The organism is Klebsiella sp. WP8-S18-ESBL-06 (genome assembly GCF_014169755.1).
Classification (GTDB): domain Bacteria; phylum Pseudomonadota; class Gammaproteobacteria; order Enterobacterales; family Enterobacteriaceae; genus Kluyvera; species Kluyvera ascorbata_B.
Genome location: NZ_AP022256.1, coordinates 4,591,528 through 4,612,247 on the forward strand (window position 1 = coordinate 4,591,528; position 20,720 = coordinate 4,612,247).

General features: G+C 56.7%; 18 protein-coding genes and 2 pseudogenes. 6 read left to right on the forward strand and 14 right to left on the reverse strand.

The features are described 5' to 3' along the window. Positions 1–8 precede the first annotated feature (8 nt). Positions 9–1,424: a replicative DNA helicase gene (gene dnaB / locus H7R76_RS21980; RefSeq protein ID WP_182966491.1), complete on the reverse strand. Its 1,416-nt coding sequence runs from the start codon at positions 1,422–1,424 to the stop codon at positions 9–11. 66 nt (positions 1,425–1,490) lie between these two features. On the opposite strand from dnaB, the gene H7R76_RS21985 reads away from it, so the two are divergent. Next, positions 1,491–2,474: a quinone oxidoreductase gene (locus H7R76_RS21985; RefSeq protein WP_182929639.1), complete on the forward strand. Its 984-nt coding sequence runs from the start codon at positions 1,491–1,493 to the stop codon at positions 2,472–2,474. A 173-nt stretch (positions 2,475–2,647) separates the two neighbouring features. Here H7R76_RS21985 and pspG read toward each other — a convergent pair whose 3' ends face one another. The 4 genes and pseudogenes from pspG to H7R76_RS22005 all read right to left on the reverse strand — a co-directional run bounded on the left by pspG (position 2,648) and on the right by H7R76_RS22005 (position 6,124). Continuing rightward, positions 2,648–2,887 (reverse strand): envelope stress response protein PspG, encoded by a 240-nt coding sequence (pspG, locus tag H7R76_RS21990; protein WP_182929640.1) that lies wholly within the window; start codon positions 2,885–2,887, stop codon positions 2,648–2,650. Positions 2,888–3,028: 141 nt separating this feature from the next. Next, positions 3,029–4,027 carry a tRNA dihydrouridine(20/20a) synthase DusA gene (gene dusA / locus H7R76_RS21995; protein ID WP_182966493.1) on the reverse strand — a complete coding sequence of 333 codons (999 nt, stop codon included), beginning with the start codon at positions 4,025–4,027 and terminating at the stop codon, positions 3,029–3,031. Between the two features lie 191 nt (positions 4,028–4,218). Then, a pseudogene (locus H7R76_RS22000) lies at positions 4,219–5,464 on the reverse strand (conjugal transfer protein TraF). 171 nt (positions 5,465–5,635) lie between these two features. Further along, on the reverse strand, positions 5,636–6,124 hold the full coding sequence (locus H7R76_RS22005; protein ID WP_182968063.1) for a cupin domain-containing protein: 489 nt from the start codon (positions 6,122–6,124) through the stop codon (positions 5,636–5,638). Positions 6,125–6,250: 126 nt separating this feature from the next. Here H7R76_RS22005 and zur point away from each other — a divergent pair, with 126 nt between their 5' ends. Further along, a complete protein-coding gene (gene zur, locus H7R76_RS22010; protein ID WP_106928580.1) occupies positions 6,251–6,766 on the forward strand; it encodes a zinc uptake transcriptional repressor Zur in 516 nt (171 codons plus the stop codon). A gap of 53 nt (positions 6,767–6,819) precedes the next feature. On the opposite strand, the gene H7R76_RS22015 is transcribed toward zur, so the two are convergent. The 4 genes from H7R76_RS22015 to H7R76_RS22030 form a co-directional block, all read right to left on the reverse strand. Continuing rightward, positions 6,820–7,029: a CsbD family protein gene (locus tag H7R76_RS22015; RefSeq protein WP_106928582.1), complete on the reverse strand. Its 210-nt coding sequence runs from the start codon at positions 7,027–7,029 to the stop codon at positions 6,820–6,822. Between the two features lie 124 nt (positions 7,030–7,153). Then, positions 7,154–8,473 carry an MATE family efflux transporter DinF gene (gene dinF, locus H7R76_RS22020; protein WP_182966495.1) on the reverse strand — a complete coding sequence of 440 codons (1,320 nt, stop codon included), beginning with the start codon at positions 8,471–8,473 and terminating at the stop codon, positions 7,154–7,156. A gap of 65 nt (positions 8,474–8,538) precedes the next feature. Beyond that, positions 8,539–9,147 carry a transcriptional repressor LexA gene (gene lexA, locus H7R76_RS22025; protein WP_064546646.1) on the reverse strand — a complete coding sequence of 203 codons (609 nt, stop codon included), beginning with the start codon at positions 9,145–9,147 and terminating at the stop codon, positions 8,539–8,541. A gap of 99 nt (positions 9,148–9,246) precedes the next feature. Continuing rightward, positions 9,247–9,615 carry a diacylglycerol kinase gene (locus H7R76_RS22030; RefSeq protein ID WP_106928585.1) on the reverse strand — a complete coding sequence of 123 codons (369 nt, stop codon included), beginning with the start codon at positions 9,613–9,615 and terminating at the stop codon, positions 9,247–9,249. A 128-nt stretch (positions 9,616–9,743) separates the two neighbouring features. Between H7R76_RS22030 and plsB the strand changes: the two genes are divergently transcribed. Continuing rightward, positions 9,744–12,173: a glycerol-3-phosphate 1-O-acyltransferase PlsB gene (gene plsB / locus H7R76_RS22035; protein WP_182966497.1), complete on the forward strand. Its 2,430-nt coding sequence runs from the start codon at positions 9,744–9,746 to the stop codon at positions 12,171–12,173. 138 nt (positions 12,174–12,311) lie between these two features. Here the strand turns inward: plsB and ubiA are convergent, their stop codons facing one another. From ubiA to malK, 5 genes are all read right to left on the reverse strand, one after another. Beyond that, positions 12,312–13,184 (reverse strand): 4-hydroxybenzoate octaprenyltransferase, encoded by an 873-nt coding sequence (ubiA, locus tag H7R76_RS22040; protein ID WP_106928589.1) that lies wholly within the window; start codon positions 13,182–13,184, stop codon positions 12,312–12,314. Between the two features lie 13 nt (positions 13,185–13,197). Further along, complete coding sequence (ubiC, locus tag H7R76_RS22045) at positions 13,198–13,695, reverse strand: chorismate lyase (protein WP_182929644.1); 498 nt, start codon at positions 13,693–13,695, stop codon at positions 13,198–13,200. Positions 13,696–13,882: 187 nt separating this feature from the next. Further along, positions 13,883–14,827, reverse strand: a complete 945-nt coding sequence (gene malM, locus H7R76_RS22050; protein WP_182929645.1) for a maltose operon protein MalM — start codon at positions 14,825–14,827, stop codon at positions 13,883–13,885. A gap of 114 nt (positions 14,828–14,941) precedes the next feature. Next, positions 14,942–16,267, reverse strand: coding sequence for a maltoporin (locus H7R76_RS22055; protein ID WP_182966499.1), 1,326 nt, complete (start codon positions 16,265–16,267; stop codon positions 14,942–14,944). Positions 16,268–16,367: 100 nt separating this feature from the next. Continuing rightward, on the reverse strand, positions 16,368–17,477 hold the full coding sequence (gene malK, locus H7R76_RS22060; RefSeq protein ID WP_106928597.1) for a maltose/maltodextrin ABC transporter ATP-binding protein MalK: 1,110 nt from the start codon (positions 17,475–17,477) through the stop codon (positions 16,368–16,370). A 372-nt stretch (positions 17,478–17,849) separates the two neighbouring features. Between malK and malE the strand changes: the two genes are divergently transcribed. The 3 genes and pseudogenes from malE to malF all read left to right on the forward strand — a co-directional run bounded on the left by malE (position 17,850) and on the right by malF (position 20,714). Further along, a complete protein-coding gene (gene malE, locus H7R76_RS22065) occupies positions 17,850–19,040 on the forward strand; it encodes a maltose/maltodextrin ABC transporter substrate-binding protein MalE (protein WP_106928598.1) in 1,191 nt (396 codons plus the stop codon). Positions 19,041–19,050: 10 nt separating this feature from the next. Beyond that, positions 19,051–19,125: pseudogene (locus H7R76_RS25305) on the forward strand (hypothetical protein); the annotation flags it as partial. Positions 19,126–19,169: 44 nt separating this feature from the next. After that, positions 19,170–20,714: a maltose ABC transporter permease MalF gene (gene malF / locus H7R76_RS22070; protein WP_106928600.1), complete on the forward strand. Its 1,545-nt coding sequence runs from the start codon at positions 19,170–19,172 to the stop codon at positions 20,712–20,714. Positions 20,715–20,720: the final 6 nt, after the last annotated feature.

The following is a 20,720-nucleotide window of genomic DNA, read 5'->3' on the forward strand; positions in this document are numbered from 1 at the left end:
CAGCGTTGTTATTCGTCGTCGTACTGCGGGCCAGCGTAGTTATCGAAGCGCGACCACTGGCCGTTAAACGTCAGGCGCACCGTGCCGATCGGGCCGTTACGCTGTTTACCGATGATAATCTCAGTGATGCCTTTTAAGTCACTGTTTTCGTGATAAACCTCATCACGATAGATAAACATGATTAAGTCAGCATCCTGCTCGATGGAGCCGGATTCACGCAGGTCGGAGTTGACCGGGCGCTTGTCCGCGCGCTGTTCCAGAGAGCGGTTAAGCTGCGACAGCGCCACCACCGGCACATGTAATTCTTTCGCTAACGCTTTGAGTGAACGTGATATTTCGGCGATTTCCAGCGTACGGTTGTCAGAGAGCGACGGCACGCGCATCAGCTGGAGGTAGTCGATCATGATAAGCCCGATGCCGCCGTGCTCACGAGCGATACGGCGCGCGCGGGAGCGCACTTCCGTCGGCGTCAGGCCGGAAGAGTCGTCAATGTAAATATTGCGTTTTTCCAGCAGTATCCCCATGGTGCCAGAGATGCGCGCCCAGTCTTCATCATCGAGCTGGCCGGTACGGATTTTGGTCTGGTCCACCCGCGACAGCGAGGCCAGAGAACGCATCATAATCTGTTCCGAGGGCATCTCGAGAGAGAAGATAAGGACCGGTTTATCCTGCAACATCGCCGCATTTTCGACGAGGTTCATTGCAAATGTCGTTTTACCCATCGATGGACGAGCAGCGACGATAATCAGATCCGACGGCTGTAAACCAGCGGTTTTCTTGTTGAGATCGTCGTAGCCGGTGTTCACCCCGGTAACGCCGTCGTGCGGCTGCTGGAATAGCTGTTCGATACGCGCGACGGTAGCGTCGAGCACATCGGTAATGTTTTTCGGGCCTTCGTCTTTATTGGCGCGGCTCTCGGCGATTTTAAACACCCGGGATTCAGCGAGATCCAGCAGGTCCTCGCTGGTGCGCCCCTGCGGGTCGAAACCGGCTTCGGCAATTTCATTGGCCACCGAGATCATTTCGCGAACGACTGCACGTTCGCGAACAATGTCGGCATAAGCGCTGATGTTTGCCGCACTTGGCGTATTTTTTGACAATTCCGCCAGATAGGCGAAGCCGCCGACGCTGTCCAGTTGCCCCTGTCGCTCCAGCGATTCCGCGAGCGTAATCAGGTCTATCGGGCTGCCGCCTTCCTGTAAACGCCCCATCTCCGTAAAGATATGGCGGTGCGGACGGGTGTAGAAATCCTCCGCAACCACGCGTTCAGCGACGTCGTCCCAGCGCTCGTTATCCAGCATCAAACCGCCCAACACCGACTGTTCCGCTTCAATCGAGTGCGGCGGTACTTTCAGCCCTGCCACCTGCGGATCGCGGTCGCGAGCTTCGGCTTGAGGTTTGTTGAAGGGTTTATTTGCTGCCATAGTGAATGGTATTACCGAGATAAAGAGTGGGTCGAAAGATTACCACATAATTGTTCAGGAGGAAGCATGGCAACCCGTATTGAATTTAGCAAACATGGCGGCCCGGACGTGCTCAACGCCGTTGAATTCACCCCTAACGCCCCTGCCGAGAACGAAGTGCAGGTAGAAAACAAAGCTATCGGCATCAACTACATTGATACCTATATTCGCAGCGGGCTCTATCCGCCGCCATCGCTGCCGAGTGGCCTGGGTACCGAAGCCGCTGGCGTAGTCAGCCAGGTGGGCAGCAACGTTAAGCACATCAAGATAGGCGATCGCGTGGTCTACGCGCAGTCGGGCCTTGGCGCTTACAGCTCGGTGCACAACGTCGCGGCGGATAAAGTGGCTCTGCTTCCGGCAGCCATCTCCTATGAACAGGCTGCAGCTTCCTTCCTCAAAGGGTTAACCGTCTACTATCTGCTGCGTAAAACCTATGAAATTAAGCCCGGCGAACCGTTCCTGTTCCACGCTGCGGCGGGCGGTGTGGGGCTGATTGCCTGCCAGTGGGCGAAAGCGCTGGGAGCGAAGCTGATTGGCACCGTCGGCAGCGCAGAGAAAGCGAAGCGCGCGCTGCAGGCAGGTGCCTGGCAGGTGATTAACTACCGTGAAGAGAACATTGCCGAACGCGTCAAAGAGATAACCGGCGGTAAAAAGCTGCCGGTGGTGTACGACTCGGTGGGGAAAGATACCTGGGAGGCCTCGCTCGACTGCCTGCAGCGTCGCGGTCTGATGGTCAGCTTCGGCAATTCATCCGGCCCGGTGACCGGCGTGAATCTGGGGATCCTCAATCAGAAAGGCTCGCTGTTCGTGACCCGTCCTTCCCTCTACGGCTATATCACCACCTACGACGAGCTGAAAGAGGCCAGCCACGAACTGTTCTCACTGATCGCCAGCGGCATTATCAAGGTAGACGTGGCGGAAAGTCAGAAGTACCCGCTGAAGGAAGCGCGTCGCGCGCATGAGATTCTGGAAAGCCGGGTAACGCAAGGCTCAAGCCTGCTGATTCCTTAAGTGTTTTCACTGCACAAAAGACTAGGGCTTCCCGCAGGAAGCCCTTTCTTTTTTTAGTTCGGCTGTATGTAGGGTACAGCGCGATGAATTCGTTATCGGCGGTAATAGTGACAGATTTATTACGCGGATCCTACGGAGATTTATGCAAAAATATCGAGGTTGTGACACACCCCTCAATACCTCCGGTAATTGCTGCGGTACGGTGGATTTTTCGGCCCCTTGATCGCCCGGATAATCCACACCGCTGCCACCGCCAGAATTAACCACGGCAGCAGCTTGATCATCATCGCAAACAATCCGCCGACGAACATCAGTACCGCCGCCACAACGAGTGCGGCGAGAATGCCAAGCAGGGAAATCCCCGTCACCAGCAGCATCACAAAAAAGCCAATCACAAATAACAGTTCCAGCATGGTCGTGCCCCCGGAAAATACACGTTTCTCTGATGTCACTATTACAAAAACCGTGCCAAAAATAACTTATTGATTATCAACAAAAACGCCCCGCGACAATGCGCAGGGCGTGGTGAATTTGACCAGATTTTAGCGAAAAATTTAGCGCTTATCGGCCACCAGCTTCAGCGCATGCTCCAGTACGTTAATATCGGCCCCGGCCTTGTGCGCGTTTTCGCTCAGATAGCGACGCCATTGGCGCGCACCGGGGATGCCCTGGAACAGCCCCAGCATGTGACGAGTGATATGTCCAAGATAGGTGCCGTTGCTCAGCTCACGCTCGATGTACGGATACATCGCGCGCACCACCGCCACCGGGTCGGCATCAACGTCGGTGGCGCCGAAGATTTCACGATCGACCGACGCCAGGATACCCGGGTTTTGATAGGCTTCACGGCCCACCATCACGCCGTCCATATGTTCCAGATGCGCCCTGGCCTCTTCCAGCGATTTAATGCCACCGTTGATGGACATCGTCAGATGCGGGAAATCGCGCTTGAGCTGATACACTCGCGGGTAGTCCAGCGGCGGAATTTCGCGGTTCTCTTTCGGGCTCAGGCCTGAAAGCCAGGCTTTACGGGCGTGGATGATAAACATCTCACATTCGCCGCGGCCGGAAACCGTGTCGATGAAATCGCAGAGGAATTCATAGCTGTCCTGATCGTCAATACCAATACGGGTTTTCACCGTCACCGGAATGGACACCACGTCGCGCATCGCCTTGACGCAGTCTGCCACCAGCTGCGCGTTGCCCATCAAGCAGGCGCCAAACATACCGTTCTGTACGCGATCGGACGGGCAACCGACGTTAAGGTTGATTTCGTTATAGCCGCGTTCCTGCGCAAGCGCAGCACACTGCGCCAGCGCCGCCGGGTCGCTGCCCCCAAGCTGCAGGGCAACCGGATGCTCTTCTTCGCTATACGCCAGGTAATCGCCCTTACCGTGAATAATTGCCCCGGTCGTCACCATTTCGGTATACAGCAGCGTGTGCCGGGACAGCAGGCGCAAGAAGTAGCGGCAGTGCCTGTCGGTCCAGTCGAGCATCGGCGCGATGGAGAAACGGTGAGCGGGGAAAGTAGCGGTCGAGGATTCTGACAACATGGTGATTATTTAAGCATCCGGAAAAATGGGCGGCTACTATAGCACAAACCTTGAGCGCGGATGTAGCGAATCCCCGGTGGGTAACACGCTGGCAGCTGGGGTAAGCCTGATAAGCACAGCGCCATCAGGCGGTCCAGCGCACGTTGCCGGATGGCGACGTAAACGCCTTATCCGGCCTACAAGATCCGTGGTCAGAACATGACGCTAAGCTGCATCCCCGCCCCCCAGGTTTGCTCTTCGCCGTACAGTCCCATCAGATCGACGTGCACCCGATTAAAGGGCACAAAGCCGACGCCGCCAGTAAAGACGTTGCTGTCGTTATTTTTTACATCAGCGCGATAACCCGCGCGCACCGCCAGCCAGTCCAGCGGGCGCACTTCTGCGCCAACGCCTACGTACTGCGACGCCTCTTCACTTTTAAAGCCCTTGGTTTGCGTCAAATCACCATCGACGCTTAAGGTCACGAGATCGGTGTGCCAGGCCACCCCAGCGGTCACCAGTGGACGTATCTGGTAGGTATCGCGCACGCCGGCCACTTCTTTGGTATCAATATCGCGCGAGAACAGGTTTTGCCCGCTGAGCCCCACCGTCCAGCTCTCGCCAAAATCGGCAGTCATCCCGGCATCGACGTTAAAGCCCGTATCATCATTGCGATAGCGGCTGCTGTTGATGTCGTCGCTGCTGAAGTTGTAGATAGAGACGGTGTAGTTATAGAGCCAGGTTTGCTGGAGCTTCGGCGTAACGCCCAGTGAAATCGGTACGCCGCCAGGATTAAACTGACGGGCCATCGCCACGCCGTAGTCAGAGACGATCGCTGCGCGGCCAAATCCCTGTGATTTCAGATTGTTGGGATCGACCATCAGCACGCTGGCCGGCACCGCCTGCACGCGGCGCAGCGTGTCGATGTCACCCTGGTCGATATACGAGCTGAGGCGCGCGCGCGTTGGCCTTTGCCACAAACGCCACCGCCAGTACATCATTCGGCACTGCCACCACCATCCCTGCCCCCGCTTTCGCGCTGGCAGTTTTGCCCTTCAGGGATGATAGCCGATCCGCCAGATCCCCCGCCGCGCCGGACACCTGACGATAACCCGGGCTGCCGGGGACAAACAGCTGCACCGGATTCACACCGTTGAGCGCTTTACGGTAGCCATTCACATCGTCGCTGATATCGTCGATTTCGCTGCGCAGATCGTCCTTATCGGATACCTGCGCGCCGATCGTCGGAAAAACCAGCGTCACCGCGTCGTCAGGCTGCGACCTGGCCAGCAGCGCGGGGTTAATCAGCGCCCCGCTGGCGTACGGCGCCGAAGCCACCCCCGTGCCACCCATCGCATCGCTTCGGGCCTCAACCCAGCCGTTTGCCGCCTCTGCCGGCCCTGCCATAATGAAAGAGACAGCGATCCCCATCAGCGAAAATTTGTCGTTTTTTTTCACAGTTTGCTCGTCTTATTGTCGTTATGAAACAATCCCCCCTTCGTTATCACCTGAACGGGGGCGAACTATTGCTGTGAATAACGGGACAAAAAGCGTTCTATTCCCTTAACTGAAATTTTCTACAAGCTGGTTATTATTAATAAGCACCCTAATCTTTTATAGAAGATAAGATTACTTTCGCCCAGGTTTTCCGTCGTGCGGGCCAAAAAATTGCGGTGGGTGATCCACCCAGCGGTCTTCGCGCGTGACGGCATAAGCAGCGTTCAGCGGGTAGTAAATACGGTTATGCTTTTTGTTGGCTTCACCCACCACCAGCAGCCGTACCTCTTCGCTGGTGTTGTTGATGAAGGTATGGCATACGCCGGTTCCGGCCGGAAAACCAACGCTGTCACCCGGTACAAGTTTCCACAAATAGCCGTTAATCCACGCCTGTGGATAGCCTTCCAGCACATAGATAAACTCTTCCTCGTCGCTTTCGGCGTGCGGATACGAGGTGCGGCGGCCGGGCGGTAATCGTTCGTGGTGAATGCCGATATGCCTGAGCCCCAGCGCACGGGCCAGCGGCGCACCGATGGCAAAACGCTCGTCGCTGTCGGGATAAGTGGAGTCGTCGGGTCCTTCAACATCGCGCCAATGGCGAATACAGTCGGGTCTTTTCATCATTTTTCATCCTGAGTGTGAAGTTCACCTGCTATAACACACCTATAGCACACCTGTGGAAACTCGGTGTTTCCGGCATAACATGGTAAAGTAGGGGTTTATTTCACCCGTAACTCGAGGACGCCAATGGATAAGACCACCACGCAAGAACTGTTAGCGCAGGCTGAGAAGCTGTGCGCGCAACGCGGCGTGCGCCTGACTCCGCAACGTCTGGAAGTGTTGCGCCTGATGAGCCTGCAGGAAGGGGCGATTAGCGCCTATGACCTGCTGGACCTGCTGCGCGAGAAAGAACCCCAGGCCAAACCGCCAACCGTCTATCGCGCGCTGGAGTTTCTGCTTGAGCAAGGCTTCGTACACAAGGTGGAATCCGCCAACAGCTACGTGCTCTGTCATCTGTTCGATCAGCCGACGCATACCTCCGCGATGTTTATCTGCGATCGCTGCGGCGTGGTGAAAGAAGAGTGTGCAGAAGGGGTGGAAGATATCATGCATACGCTGGCGGCGAAAATGGGCTTTGCCCTACGCCACAACGTCATTGAGGCCCATGGCCTATGCTCTGCCTGCGTCGAGGTTGAAGCCTGCCGCGCGCATGAGCACTGTCATCACGACCATACCATTCAGTTGAAGAAAAAGGCCCGCTAACCGAGCGATTAGCGGGGGGAGTACATCCGTGTACTCCGGGCAGGAGAAGCGCGTTACCAGCGGATATTGTGGCGTTTATCCCAGCTGTCGACCTCTTTTTCCGCCTGATCTTTCGCGTATCCGTAGCGTTCCTGAATTTTACCGACCAGTTGGTCGCGTTTGCCTTCGATCACCGTCATATCATCGTCGGTGAGTTTGCCCCATTGCTCTTTCACTTTACCTTTAACCTGTTTCCAGTTACCGCCGATTTCGTCTTTATTCATCGTCGAATCCTCGATCGTCAGTGAGTGAATAGCGAAAGAGACACGTTCTTTTTCGCTAAGCGTGAGGTTAATTGTAGTCAGTCATTCTGGGTTCATTTCACTATTCGGAATCTTTAACCATTTCTCAGGAAAACCAGCTATTGTTTCGCCAATGGCGACGCCAGATATACGCCAGCGACAGCCCGCGCAGCGCGAGGAATACAGCCAGCGCCAGCCACAGCACGTGGTTGCCGAGCAGCGGCAGCGCCAGCAGCGTTAGCGCAAAGCCTAAGGCGGCCACCGCCATACTGTTTCGCATTTCAGCGCCGCGCGTTGCGCCGATAAACATCCCGTCCAGCAAATAGCACCACACGCCGATCGCCGGCAGCACAACCTGCCAGAGCACATAGCGATCGGCAAGCTGCTGCAGTTCAGGTAGCGACGTTAACAGCGCGACAATCTGTTGCCCCAGCAGCGCGTACACCAGCGCAAACGCCAGCGCGACCACGCCCGCCTGACGGCATGCGGCGTGCCAGACCTCCAGCAGCTTGCTGCCATCGCGCGCCCCGAAAGCCTGCCCGGAATGGGCCTCCACCGCGTAGGCAAAGCCGTCCAGCGCATAGGCTGTAAACGTCAGCATGGTCATCAGCACCGCGTTTACCGCCACCACGTCGCCGCCGAGGCGCGCACCGAAAACGGTCACCGCACCAAAGCACAGCTGTAACAGCAGGGAACGCAGCATAATGTCGCGGTTCAGCGCCAGCAGACGGCGAATGTTGCCGCGCCAGGCGTTTTTCAGCATCAGCCAACTGATGCCCCGCATCACCAGCACCTTGCGGACCATCACCAGCCCGACCAGCAGCGTGGCGTATTCGGCAAGCGCCGTCGCCAGCGCCGCCCCCTGTACGCTCATGTGCAGCCCCATCACCAGCCATAGGTCGAGCACGATATTCAGGACATTGCCCACCACCAGTAAAACAACCGGCGCACGAGCGTACTGTACGCCCAGCAGCCAGCCCAGCAGCACAAGGTTAGCCAGCGCCGCGGGGGCGCTGAGCCAGCGGATGGTCAGAAAACGCCGCGCCTGCTCCAGCACCTCGCCGCTGCCGCCAACGATGGAGAGCGCCAGATTGATCAGTGGCGTTTTCAGCAGAATAATCAGCAGCCCGGCCCCCAGCGCCAGCATGAGCGGCTGCACCAGCGCGCGAGCTAGCGCCTGCGGATCCTTCGCACCAAACGCCTGTGCCGTCAGACCGGTCGTGCTCATGCGCAAAAACAGCAGCAGCATAAACAGGAAGCTGGTCGCGGTCGCGCCAATCGCCACGCCGCCCAGATAAACAGGGCTATCGAGATGACCAATCACGGCGGTGTCCACCAGTCCGAGCAACGGGACGGTAATGTTGGAGAAAATCATGGGTAGCGCAAGGCGCCACAGGGCCTTATCGGCGGAGGTAAGTAGCGGCATGAGTGTCGACCAAAAAGGAAAAAGACGGCGATACGGGGCGTATCGCCGTCATGAGAAAGCGGGTGTTACAGCCATTCGCCGTTGCGAATAACGCCAACGGCCAGTCCTTCGATCGAGAAATTCTGCTGGCGCAGATCGACCACGATAGGTTTAAATTCGCTGTTTTCCGGCAGCAGTTCGACGACGTTACCCTGTTTTTTCAGGCGTTTCACCGTCACTTCTTCATCAATGCGCGCGACCACAACCTGGCCGTTACGCACGTCCTGCGTTTTATGCACGGCAAGGAGGTCGCCGTCCATAATACCGATGTCTTTCATCGACATGCCGCTGACGCGAAGCAGGAAGTCGGCGCTGGGTTTAAACAGCGAGGGATCGACCTGATAATGACCTTCGATATGCTGCTGCGCCAGCAACGGCTCACCCGCCGCGACGCGGCCCACCAGCGGCAGGCCCTCTTCTTCTTCCACCAGCAGGCGGATACCGCGAGAAGCGCCGGATACAATCTCAATGACACCTTTACGCGCCAGCGCTTTCAGGTGCTCTTCAGCCGCGTTCGGGGAACGGAACCCCAAGCGCTGAGCAATTTCCGCACGCGTCGGCGGCATGCCCGTCTGGCTGATATGATCCCGGATGAGATCAAACACCTCTTGCTGCCTGGTCGTTAACGCTTTCATTCCGCCCCCTGGGTGTATATACAGTTATGCTGTGAGTATATACAGCTAGTGTCTATTTTGAAACCATAAAACGCACGAAATCAGGCAGTTTTCACAGCTTTAGTGGAAATGCGCCCACAGCAGCATGCCCCAGGTGATCAGCGCGACAAAAATCGCCAGCAGCACCGCCGCCGACCCCATGTCTTTTGCCCGTCCGGACAGTTCGTGATACTCCGAGCCAATGCGATCGACTACGGCTTCCAGCGCACTATTGAGAATTTCCACTATCATCACCAACAGGACGGAACCGATAAGCAGCACGCGGGTAATCGCATCGACATCCAACCAGCAGGCGATGATAATCGCCAGCACCGACGCGACGCCCTCCTGGCGGAATGCGGCTTCGTTGATCCACGCCGCGCGAAATCCTTTCCAGGAATAGCCCGCTGCTTTGATGATTCGGGTGAGCCCGGTGGTATTATTGGCCATCTCAAGAACCTTTTTTGTTATTACGTCAATGACAATGCGAGTTATGCAGCGGTAGAACAGAAATTCTGCTGACTTTCTGATATTCTTGCCGCGCATTTGCATGATTAACCAGAGGCTTTACATCGTTTATGTCCGGCTGGCCACGAATTTACTACAAATTACTGAATTTACCATTAAGCGTACTGGTAAAAAGCAAGTCTATTCCGGCAGAACCTGCCCAGGAACTGGGGCTCGATACGTCGCGCCCGATTATGTACGTCCTGCCTTATAACTCTAAGGCCGACTTGCTGACGCTGCGCGCCCAGTGCCTGGCGCATGATTTACCCGATCCGCTTGAACCGTTGGAAATCGACGGCACTCTGCTGCCGCGCTACGTGTTTATTCACGGCGGCCCGCGCGTGTTCACTTACTACACGCCAAAGGAAGAGTCGATCAAGCTGTTCCACAACTATCTCGATCTGCACCGCAGCAATCCGGACCTGGATGTGCAAATGGTGCCGGTTTCCGTGATGTTCGGGCGCTCTCCGGGCCGCGAAAAAGGCGAGGAAAATCCGCCGCTGCGTATGCTCAACGGCTTCCAGAAATTCTTCGCCGTCTCCTGGCTTGGTCGCGATAGCTTCGTGCGCTTCTCGCCGTCTGTGTCGCTGCGCCGCATGGCCGACGAACACGGCACCGATAAAATCATCGCCCAGAAGCTAGCACGCGTTGCCCGCATGCACTTTGCCCGTCAGCGCCTGGCTGCGGTTGGCCCGCGCCTGCCGGCACGTCACGACCTGTTCAAAAAGCTGCTGGCTTCGAAAGCCATTGCGAAAGCGGTCGAAGATGAAGCGCGCAGCAAAAAAATCTCCCATGAAAAAGCACAGCAGAATGCGATTGCGCTAATGGAAGAGATTGCGGCCAACTTCTCCTACGAGATGATTCGCCTGACTGACCGTATCCTCAGCTTCACCTGGAACCGTCTGTACCAAGGCATTAACGTCCATAACGCCGAGCGCGTACGCCAGCTGGCGCACGACGGCCATGAAATTGTCTATGTGCCCTGCCACCGTAGCCACATGGACTACCTGCTGCTCTCTTACGTGCTCTATCATCAGGGCCTGGTGCCGCCGCATATTGCCGCCGGTATCAACCTGAACTTCTGGCCAGCCGGTCCGATTTTCCGTCGTCTGGGCGCGTTCTTTATTCGCCGTACCTTTAAGGGTAACAAGCTTTACTCCACCGTGTTCCGTGAATACCTTGGCGAGCTGTTCAGCCGCGGCTATTCCGTCGAGTACTTCGTGGAAGGCGGGCGCTCGCGTACCGGCCGTCTGCTGGACCCGAAAACCGGCACCCTGTCGATGACCATTCAGGCGCTGCTGCGCGGCGGTTCCCGACCTATCACCCTGGTGCCGATTTACATCGGCTACGAGCACGTGATGGAAGTGGGTACCTACGCCAAAGAGCTGCGCGGCGCGACGAAAGAAAAAGAGAGCCTGCCGCAGATGCTGCGCGGGCTGAGCAAGCTGCGCAACCTCGGCCAGGGCTATGTCAACTTCGGCGAACCGATGCCGCTGATGACCTACCTGAACCACCACGTGCCGGAATGGCGCGAGTCTATCGACCCAATCGAAGCCGTGCGTCCGGCATGGCTGACGCCGACCGTCAACAAGCTGGCAGGCGAGCTGATGGTGCGTATTAACAACGCCGGTGCGGCGAACGCGATGAACCTGTGCTGCACCGCGCTGCTGGCCTCGCGCCAGCGTTCGCTCACCCGCGAGCAGCTGACGCAGCAGGTAGAATGCTACCTGGCACTGATGCGCAATGCGCCGTATTCACCGGATGCCACCGCGCCGAAAGCCACCGCCAGCGAGCTTATCGACCATGCTCTGCAGATGAATAAGTTCGAAGTCGAGAAAGACACTATCGGCGACATCATTATTCTGCCGCGCGAGCAGGCGGTGCTGATGACCTATTACCGCAACAACATCGCGCACATGCTGATCATGCCGTCGCTGCTGGCGGCCATCATGACCCAGCATCGTGAGATCTCTCGCGAGCAGGTGCTGAGCATCATTGGTACGCTGTACCCGATGCTCAAAGCTGAGCTGTTCCTGCGCTGGGATCGCGAGGCGCTGCCGTCGGTGATGGACACCCTGATTGCCGAAATGGTCCGTCAGGAGCTGATTACCGAGCAGAACGGCAACCTGCGGATTAACGCTTCGCACTCCCGCACGCTGCAACTGCTGGCCGCTGGCGCACGCGAAACGCTGCAGCGCTATGCGATCACCTTCTGGCTGCTGAGCGGCAACCCGTCGATGAACCGCAGCACACTGGAGAAAGAGAGCCGTACGCTGGCACAGCGTTTGTCGGTGCTGCACGGCATCAACTCGCCGGAGTTCTTTGATAAAGCGGTGTTCTCCTCGCTGGTGCTGACGCTCCGCGATGAGGGTTATATCAGCGACAGCGGTGACGCCGAGCCGGAAGAGACGATGAAGGTTTACCAGATGATGGCGGGCCTGATTACCTCGGACGTGCGCTTGACGATTGAGAGCGTAACGCAGGAAGAGGCGGCGCAGTAAAAACAAAAATCCCCGGTCAGAAAGCCGGGGATTTTTTTATCGCGTGGTGACCGAATGCCACGCCTGATGGCGCTGCGCTTATCAGGCCTACACACGCGAGTGGCAGCGTAGCCCGAATAAGGCGTTTACAGGCCGCATTTAAAACTGCCAGTAGCTCATCGCCAGGCCAATAAACAGCACCAGCCCCACGTAGTTATTGTTCATAAACGCCTGGAAGCACGGGCCGCGCTCGCGGTGGCGAATCAGTTTCTGCTGGTACACAAACAGCGCACCGGCGATCAGTATCGACCAGTAGAACGCCCAGTGCAGGCCGTTGAGCCAGCCAATCGCCACCATCAGCACCAGCACGCATGCCTGCAAAATACCGATAATCAGGCGGTCATTGTCGCCGAACAAAATCGCCGTGGATTTGATGCCGATTTTCACGTCATCGTCACGGTCTACCATCGCGTACTGCGTGTCGTAAGCCACCGCCCACAGAATATTCGCCAGCAGCATCAGCCAGCAGCTCAGCGGCAGCGTCTCGCTCACCGCCGCGAAGGCCATCGGAATCGACCAGCCAAACGCCGCCCCCAGCACCACCTGCGGCAGGTGGGTATAACGCTTCATAAACGGGTAAACCCACGCCAGCGCCAGCGCCGCGATTGACAGTAAAATGGTCATCGCGTTGAGCGTCAGCACCAGCAGGAAGGAAAGCGCCACCAGCACGATAAACAGCGTACGGGCCTCTTTCTCCGTGACCGCCCCGCTCGGCAACGGTCGATTTGCCGTCCGTTTGACGTGACCGTCAAATTTACGATCCGCATAGTCGTTCACTACGCAGCCCGCGGCGCGCATCAGCCATACGCCCGCCACAAAGACCGCCAGGATCCACAGCGGCGGCACACCCGGCGAGGCGACCCACAGCGCCCACAGCGTCGGCCACAGCAGCAGCAGCGCGCCGATCGGTTTGTCCGTGCGCATCAGCCGATGGTAGGCCAGCAGCTTATTCTGCTTCAGACTCCACTCCATTCTTTTTTTCCTCTCAGTACAGCGGCGATGCCGGTAAAAACAGCTCGGTTAACAGCAGCGGTTTACCGCTTAAGCGGAGGCGGGAACGACGCCCCCACAGCGCATCATGACGACCTATCTCAATAAAATCTCGCGTCAGCGTTGACGACGTAAACAGGTAGCGACCCAGCGGCGTTTGCCCCAGGTTTTGCAGCGCCAGCTCCGGCCCGCAGAGGGTCGACTCTGGCACCACGGTGCGCCCGGCAAGCCACGGTTCACCGCCGACGCACAATAATATTTCCCGCAGCCAATAGCGAGCCTCTTCTGGCAGCAGATGCTGCTCAGCCGCCAGCGCGTCGCGGCTGACAAATTCTTCATTTAATAGCGTGACGCTGACGGGTTTCCCGAACTGCTCAAACCGTTTGGTCATGGAATCTTCCAGCATCAGCCAGTCGCGCTGAGCGGGTTCAAGCGGGGGAATGACGTCAAAATAGCGCAGCGCGCGTAGTTGCGTCAGTGCAGAGTGCGACATGCCTGTCTCTCCAATACAAAGCGTTTCGCCATTGTATCGCAGAAAGTCGCGTGAGGGGGTGCAGGAATGGTCAAATACGATCATTAGCGCAACAGCAGTGCAACAGTTTGCGTTGCGCGATAAAAAAGGTGCGCCCACAAGGGCACACCGAAAGGCTTCGCCTAAACATCAGCGCTGCGGGGAGAACTTACCCCTTGCCTTTTACAGCGCCGATAAAGGTGGAACGAGCAGATTTAGAGCCCAGGCGCTCGGCTTCATTCATCAGCTTGAGGGCTTTATCGATATCCCCTTTCGCTACCGCCTGTTTAATTCCGTTGTTGAAATAGCTTTCCGTATCATCCAGCATCGGTTCCGCCTTCGCCGCTGGCGCTGGCGCAGGTGCTGCAACTGGGGCTGCCGCTGGCGCGCTGTAGGCCGGTGCCGCCGTGTTGCCGACGGTGACCGGCGCCGGGCCGGAAGAGCCGAACAGCGGGCCAACCAGCACGCTGGAGCTGCTGTTGGTTTTCACTTTCAGCTTCACTAAGCCGTCGGTAATGTGTTTGGCTACCGGGTCCGGAATATCCGGTACGGCGTTACCGGTGCCTTTCGCGTAGGCTTTTGCCGGGTCCAGCAGAGTCGTGGTCTGCTGGAGATCTTTCTCGGTCGTAAAGACCAGGACATACAGCTTCTGCTGGCCCAGCGCTGGCGTCAGGCGCATCACCCCTTCCAGACGGTCGGCGCTCATCACGCCCGGTGCCTGGTAGGTGAAGTAGCTGCTAGGGAAGAAGGCAGAAGGCGTCATGTTCTGATCGAGAATCAGCACGTTTGGCGCAAATACGTTAGTTTGCTTGTTGACTTCACTGGTCAGGGTCAGCGTCAGTTCACCGATGTTAGCCGGGACGCTGTAGGCCGCCACGTTGCCGGTGATACCAGGAACGTTCAGGCTCTGACCGCCGGTCGCAAGCTGTGTGGACTGCACTTTGGATTGGTCGACCGGCGTCCAGGTCAGCTGCTGAAGCGCAGAGGTTGGAATCGTCGGGGCGGCGCTGGTGTTTTGTGGCACATAGTTGACGTCGGCGAGGCTGATACCCGGGACGCTCGCCATTAATCCAGCAGATAAGCAGAGAGCAACGAGACTTTTTTTCATTTTCATTATGATGACCTCAGAATGCGGAGTTCTAGCGGTAGCCAGGCAATAGCGCGCTAAACCTCAAGGAACAGAGGGGCTTATGCCCCTCGTCGGTTGTTACGTCAGGTTAGTGCTGAATTACCACCAGATTTCCATCTGAGCACCGAAGGACCACTCATCGCTGTCGCCACGGCTGTAGGTTTTCGCGCTGGTATCTTTGTAAGCAATACCGTTGTCATAACCCCATTTCTCATCCCACTTCGCGTAGGTTGCGAACACGCGGATGGCCGGACGGGACCAGATGCTGTCGCCAGCCTGCCACTGTTGCGCCAGGGTGATTTTGTACTGGTTGTTGGTGTCGCCGGTACGCTGAGACTTCACGTTGTCGTAACCCACTTCCATCAGGGTACTCATGATTGGCGTCCATTTGTACATTGGACGAACGCCGACGGTCCACCACTTGGTGCCGTTACCGTCGTCACGGTCGATATTCTGGTACATACCGACGTACATCAGGTCAACTTTGTCGCCCAGGGAGATTGCGCCGTGGTCGAGGATACGCCACATGTCGCCATCGTTATTGATCTTGTTGTTTACAATACCGATTTCGGTATCCGGGTTGTAGCTATTACCGGTGTAAGAACCCTGAGACAGGCCTTTACCTTGCGTGGTCATCGCGTCAGTTGCGTACTGAACAACAAACTTGTTGTAGCCTTTCAGCATGCTCTGAGTGTGTTCTGCAGTGAACATCCAGCCGTCTTTTGACGCGCCGTCAGCGAGGCTGTAGCCGTCGGTGTAGTTCGCACGACCGTAGTCAACGCCCAGCTCCAGCACGCCGTCCGGGTTGGTTTCCAGACCGGCTAAACGAACGTCAAACACGTCGTTGGCGGTATCTTTGTAGTTCTTGTAGGTGTTGTTGCTGGTGAAGATGTAAGAACCACCGGCTTCCTGAGAACGGGTCGCTGCCAGAGACAGTTTACCGAAGCCCAGATCGACGTTTTCGATACCGGCACCAGGACCCGAGATATCCCAGTAGTAGAAGTCGATCATGTGAACGTCATGACGCTGGTAGAAACGCTTACCGGCCCAGATGGTGGAGCCTGGCAGCCAGTCGATCAGGTTTTTACCCTGGACGTTCGCTTCACGGAACGCTGGGTCAGTCGGTTCCCAGTCGTTCTGCTGTGCGACGGAGTAAGCCACGTTGGTGTCGAAGTAGAAGCTCTTATCGCCTTCTTTCCACACTTCCTGGCCTAATTTCAATTCGGCATAGGTTTCACATTCGTTACCCAGACGGTATTTACTTTGAGCACCGGTTGCCTGGAAACACTGTTGTTCGCCACCGCTACCCGTCCAGCCGATGCCGGAACGCGCGTAGCCATGAAAATCTACGGCCATTGCCTGAGCAGACATAATGCCTGCTGCGACGGCAACCGCCACGGGGAGTTTGCGCAGAGTAATCATCATTCTATCTCCTGAGATCATTGCTTTTCTTTTTTAACATTTCACCCCGTATCGCCTTATCGCTAGCGACGTGGGGGTTAGATGTTTGCTTTTTATGGGGCCTTTAAACGCCGGGCTCTTTATGCAGCCGACGACATGCGGTGCCATCCTCACGGAACAGATGACAGCGCTCTGGCGGCAAGCCAATGGCGAATGTGGCACCCTCTTCTACCAACACCACGTCGTTCTGGCGGTAAACCAGGTTCTGACGAATGGCGGGGATCTGGATATGAATTTGCGTTTCGTTGCCCAGTTGCTCGACAACATGCACCACGCCTTCCAGCGTCACATCGGCGATGTGGCTCGGCATCAGGTGCTCCGGGCGAATGCCCAGCGACATGTTGGCGCCAACCTGCACGTTGTTACTCTCAACCGGCAGCCAGATTTGCTGATGGTTTGGCAGCTCAACCTGGACCTGTTCGATGGCGGTGGCGGTGACTTTGACCGGCAGGAAGTTCATCTTCGGCGAACCAATAAAGCCCGCGACAAAGCGATCGGCCGGATAGTGATACAGCTCAAGCGGTTTACCGACCTGCGCAACGCGACCCGCGTCCAGCACCACGATTTTGTCGGCCAGGGTCATGGCTTCGACCTGATCGTGGGTCACGTAAATCATCGTGCGGCCCAGACGTTTATGCAGACGGGAGATTTCAATACGCATCTGTACGCGCAGCGCGGCGTCCAGGTTAGAAAGGGGTTCATCCAGCAGGAACACGCGCGGCTCGGCCACCAGCGTACGGCCGATAGCGACACGCTGACGCTGACCGCCGGACAGGGCCTTCGGTTTACGTTCCAACAGATGGGCTAATTGCAGAACTTCAGAAACCTGATTAACGCGCTGGTTGATCACTTCTTTTTTAGCGCCGGCCAGCTTCAGGCCAAAAGACATGTTCTCGGCAACGGATAAATGGGGGTACAGCGCATAAGACTGGAACACCATCCCCACGCCGCGTTCGGCGGGCGGAACATCGTTCATGCGGGTTTCACCGATGAACAGATCGCCGCTGGTGATGGTTTCGAGACCCGCGATCATACGCAGCAACGTCGATTTGCCGCAGCCGGACGGCCCGACAAACACCACGAACTCCCCTTCCTGGATATCGAGGTTGATATCTTTTGATACCACCACGTCGCCCCAGGCTTTCGTTACATTGCGTAGCTGTACGTTCGCCATGCCCTTCTCCCTCGTTACAACTTGTCACCAAACGACACATTCAAGATGAACCTGACTATGCAACACACATCATTGAGGTGAATCCTCCACCCCCCCTGTTTTTTATGGGGGAGGAGACGGGAGGATGAGAAGGCGCGCTCTGCCCCCGGCGGCGCAGCCTCCGAACGAAAATCGTGACGGGGCCGACAAAAAACGGCGCTTTTTTTTGTGCGCTGGGACTCATAACCGGGGTTTATGTTACAGCGATCACATTAATCACCCTCGGGGCGTAGAGGTCAGGAGGATGGAAAGGGGTTGCTAAAAAAGGAAACTCAACGACGTTAAACCACCTCTGTGTATCCACGAGTACATCACCTAGAAAGGACGGGATATATGAAAATCAAAACTGGCGCTCGCATCCTCGCGCTGTCCGCATTGACCACGATGATGTTTTCCGCCTCTGCTTTGGCAAAAATTGATGAGGGAAAGCTGGTTATCTGGATCAACGGCGACAAGGGCTATAACGGCCTGGCCGAGGTAGGTAAGAAATTCGAGAAAGATACGGGCATTAAAGTGACCGTAGAACATCCGGATAAGCTGGAAGAAAAATTCCCACAGGTTGCTGCAACCGGCGACGGCCCGGATATCATCTTCTGGGCGCATGACCGCTTTGGCGGCTACGCGCAGTCTGGTCTGCTGGCGGAAGTCACCCCGGACAAAGCCTTCCAAGACAAACTCTATCCGTTCACCTGGGACGCCGTACGCTACAACGGCAAGCTGATTGCTTACCCGATTGCAGTAGAAGCGCTCTCCCTGATTTACAACAAAGACCTCGTGCCTAACCCGCCGAAAACCTGGGAAGAAATTCCTGCGCTGGATAAAGCGCTGAAGGCGAAAGGTAAATCTGCGCTGATGTTTAACCTGCAAGAACCGTACTTCACCTGGCCGCTGATTGCCGCCGACGGTGGCTACGCGTTCAAATTTGAGAACGGCAAGTACGACGTCAAAGACGTGGGCGTGGACAACGCTGGCGCGAAAGCGGGCCTGACCTTCCTGGTTGACCTGATCAAAAACAAACACATGAACGCCGATACCGATTACTCCATCGCTGAAGCCGCCTTCAACAAAGGCGATACCGCGATGACCATCAACGGTCCGTGGGCGTGGTCAAACATCGACAAGAGCAAAATCAACTACGGCGTGACGCTGCTGCCAACCTTCAAAGGCAAGCCGTCTAAACCGTTCGTCGGTGTTCTGAGCGCCGGTATCAACGCCGCGAGCCCGAACAAAGAGCTGGCGAAAGAGTTCCTCGAAAACTACCTGCTGACCGATCAGGGCCTGGCAGAAGTGAACAAGGACAAGCCGCTGGGTGCCGTTGCGCTGAAATCCTTCCAGGATCAGTTAGCCAAAGACCCGCGTATCGCGGCCACTATGGATAACGCCCAGAAAGGCGAAATCATGCCGAACATCCCGCAGATGTCTGCATTCTGGTATGCCGTTCGTACCGCCGTCATCAACGCCGCCAGCGGTCGTCAGACCGTCGATGCTGCACTGAAAGACGCACAGGGTCGTATCACCAAGTAATGCTGTCGATGTGCCTGATGGCGCTTCGCTTATCAGGCCTACGGAGGATTGTAGGCCGGATAAGGCATTTATGCCGCCATCCGGCACTTCTCCGGCCAGGAAGTTTCACCGTTGTAGAGGAAGATCCCCATGGATGTCATTAAAAAGAATCATTGGTGGCAAAGCGACACGCTGAAATGGTCAGTGATTGGTCTGCTGGGCCTGCTGGTGGGTTACCTTGTAGTTTTAATGTACGCACAAGGGGAGTACCTGTTCGCCATCATGACGCTGATTTTAAGCTCAGCGGGCCTGTATATTTTTGCCAACCGTAAAACCTACGCCTGGCGCTACGTTTACCCGGGCATGGCCGGGATGGGGCTGTTCGTCCTGTTCCCGCTGATTTGTACCATCGCCATCGCCTTTACCAACTACAGCAGCACCAACCAGCTCACCTTCGAGCGCGCCCAGCAGGTGCTGATGGACCGTTCTTATCAGGCGGGCAAAACCTATAACTTCACCCTCTTCCCGGCGGGCGATGAGTGGCAGCTGGCCCTCACCGACGGCGAAAGTGGTAAAAATTATCTGTCCGACGCTTTTAAAATTGGCGGCGAGCAGAAGCTGCAGTTAAAAGAAACCGACGCCCTGCCAACCGGCGAGCACGCGCCGCTGCGCGTCGTTACCCAGAACCGCCAGGCGCTGAATCAGCTCACCGCGGTACTGCCGGATGAAAGCAAAGTGACCATGAGCTCACTGCGCCAGTTCTCTGGCACCCAGCCGCTGTATACGCTGGCCGACGACGGCCTGCTGACCAACAACCAGAGCGGCGTCAAATATCGCCCTAACAGCGATATTGGTTTCTATCAGAGCGTTAACGCCGACGGCAGCTGGGGCAGCGAACAGCTGAGCCCGGGCTACACCGTCAGCATCGGCTGGGACAACTTCACCCGCGTCTTTACCGACGAGGGCATCCAGAAGCCGTTCTTCGCTATCTTCGTCTGGACCATCGTCTTCTCGGTGCTGACCGTTATTCTGACCGTGGCCGTTGGCATGGTGCTGGCCTGTCTGGTGCAATGGGAAGCGCTGAAGGGCAAAGCCATTTACCGCGTGCTGCTGATTCTGCCATACGCCGTGCCGTCCTTTATCTCGATTCTGATTTTCAAAGGGCTGTTCAACCAGAGCTTTGGTGAAATCAACATGATGCTGAGCGCGCTGTTCGGTATCAAACCGGCCTGGTTCAGCGATCCGACCACCGCCCGCTCGATGATTGTTATCGTTAACACCTGGCTGGGTTACCCGTACATGATGATTCTGTGCATGGGCCTGCTGAAAGCGATTCCGGACGACCTGTACGAAGCCTCGGCAATGGATGGCGCCGGTCCGTTCCAGAACTTCTTTAAAATTACGTTCCCGATGCTGATTAAGCCGCTGACGCCGCTGATGATTGCCAGCTTCGCCTTTAACTTTAACAACTTCGTGCTGATTCAGCTGTTGACCAACGGCGGTCCGGATAGACTCGGCACCACCACACCGGCCGGCTATACCGACCTGCTCGTGAGCTACACCTACCGTATCGCCTTCGAAGGCGGCGGCGGTCAGGACTTCGGCCTGGCGGCGGCGATTGCCACGCTGATCTTCTTGCTGGTAGGGGCACTGGCTATCGTGAACCTGAAAGCCACGCGCATGAAGTTTGATTAAGGGAGA

Coding starts and splice junctions, on each gene's coding strand:
- dnaB (WP_182966491.1), bottom strand. CDS start 1,424: ATGGCAGCAAATAAACCCTTCAACAAACCTCAAGCCGAAGCTCGCGAC.
- H7R76_RS21985 (WP_182929639.1), top strand. CDS start 1,491: ATGGCAACCCGTATTGAATTTAGCAAACATGGCGGCCCGGACGTGCTC.
- pspG (WP_182929640.1), bottom strand. CDS start 2,887: ATGCTGGAACTGTTATTTGTGATTGGCTTTTTTGTGATGCTGCTGGTG.
- dusA (WP_182966493.1), bottom strand. CDS start 4,027: ATGTTGTCAGAATCCTCGACCGCTACTTTCCCCGCTCACCGTTTCTCC.
- H7R76_RS22005 (WP_182968063.1), bottom strand. CDS start 6,124: ATGAAAAGACCCGACTGTATTCGCCATTGGCGCGATGTTGAAGGACCC.
- zur (WP_106928580.1), top strand. CDS start 6,251: ATGGATAAGACCACCACGCAAGAACTGTTAGCGCAGGCTGAGAAGCTG.
- H7R76_RS22015 (WP_106928582.1), bottom strand. CDS start 7,029: ATGAATAAAGACGAAATCGGCGGTAACTGGAAACAGGTTAAAGGTAAA.
- dinF (WP_182966495.1), bottom strand. CDS start 8,473: ATGCCGCTACTTACCTCCGCCGATAAGGCCCTGTGGCGCCTTGCGCTA.
- lexA (WP_064546646.1), bottom strand. CDS start 9,147: ATGAAAGCGTTAACGACCAGGCAGCAAGAGGTGTTTGATCTCATCCGG.
- H7R76_RS22030 (WP_106928585.1), bottom strand. CDS start 9,615: ATGGCCAATAATACCACCGGGCTCACCCGAATCATCAAAGCAGCGGGC.
- plsB (WP_182966497.1), top strand. CDS start 9,744: ATGTCCGGCTGGCCACGAATTTACTACAAATTACTGAATTTACCATTA.
- ubiA (WP_106928589.1), bottom strand. CDS start 13,184: ATGGAGTGGAGTCTGAAGCAGAATAAGCTGCTGGCCTACCATCGGCTG.
- ubiC (WP_182929644.1), bottom strand. CDS start 13,695: ATGTCGCACTCTGCACTGACGCAACTACGCGCGCTGCGCTATTTTGAC.
- malM (WP_182929645.1), bottom strand. CDS start 14,827: ATGAAAATGAAAAAAAGTCTCGTTGCTCTCTGCTTATCTGCTGGATTA.
- H7R76_RS22055 (WP_182966499.1), bottom strand. CDS start 16,267: ATGATGATTACTCTGCGCAAACTCCCCGTGGCGGTTGCCGTCGCAGCA.
- malK (WP_106928597.1), bottom strand. CDS start 17,477: ATGGCGAACGTACAGCTACGCAATGTAACGAAAGCCTGGGGCGACGTG.
- malE (WP_106928598.1), top strand. CDS start 17,850: ATGAAAATCAAAACTGGCGCTCGCATCCTCGCGCTGTCCGCATTGACC.
- malF (WP_106928600.1), top strand. CDS start 19,170: ATGGATGTCATTAAAAAGAATCATTGGTGGCAAAGCGACACGCTGAAA.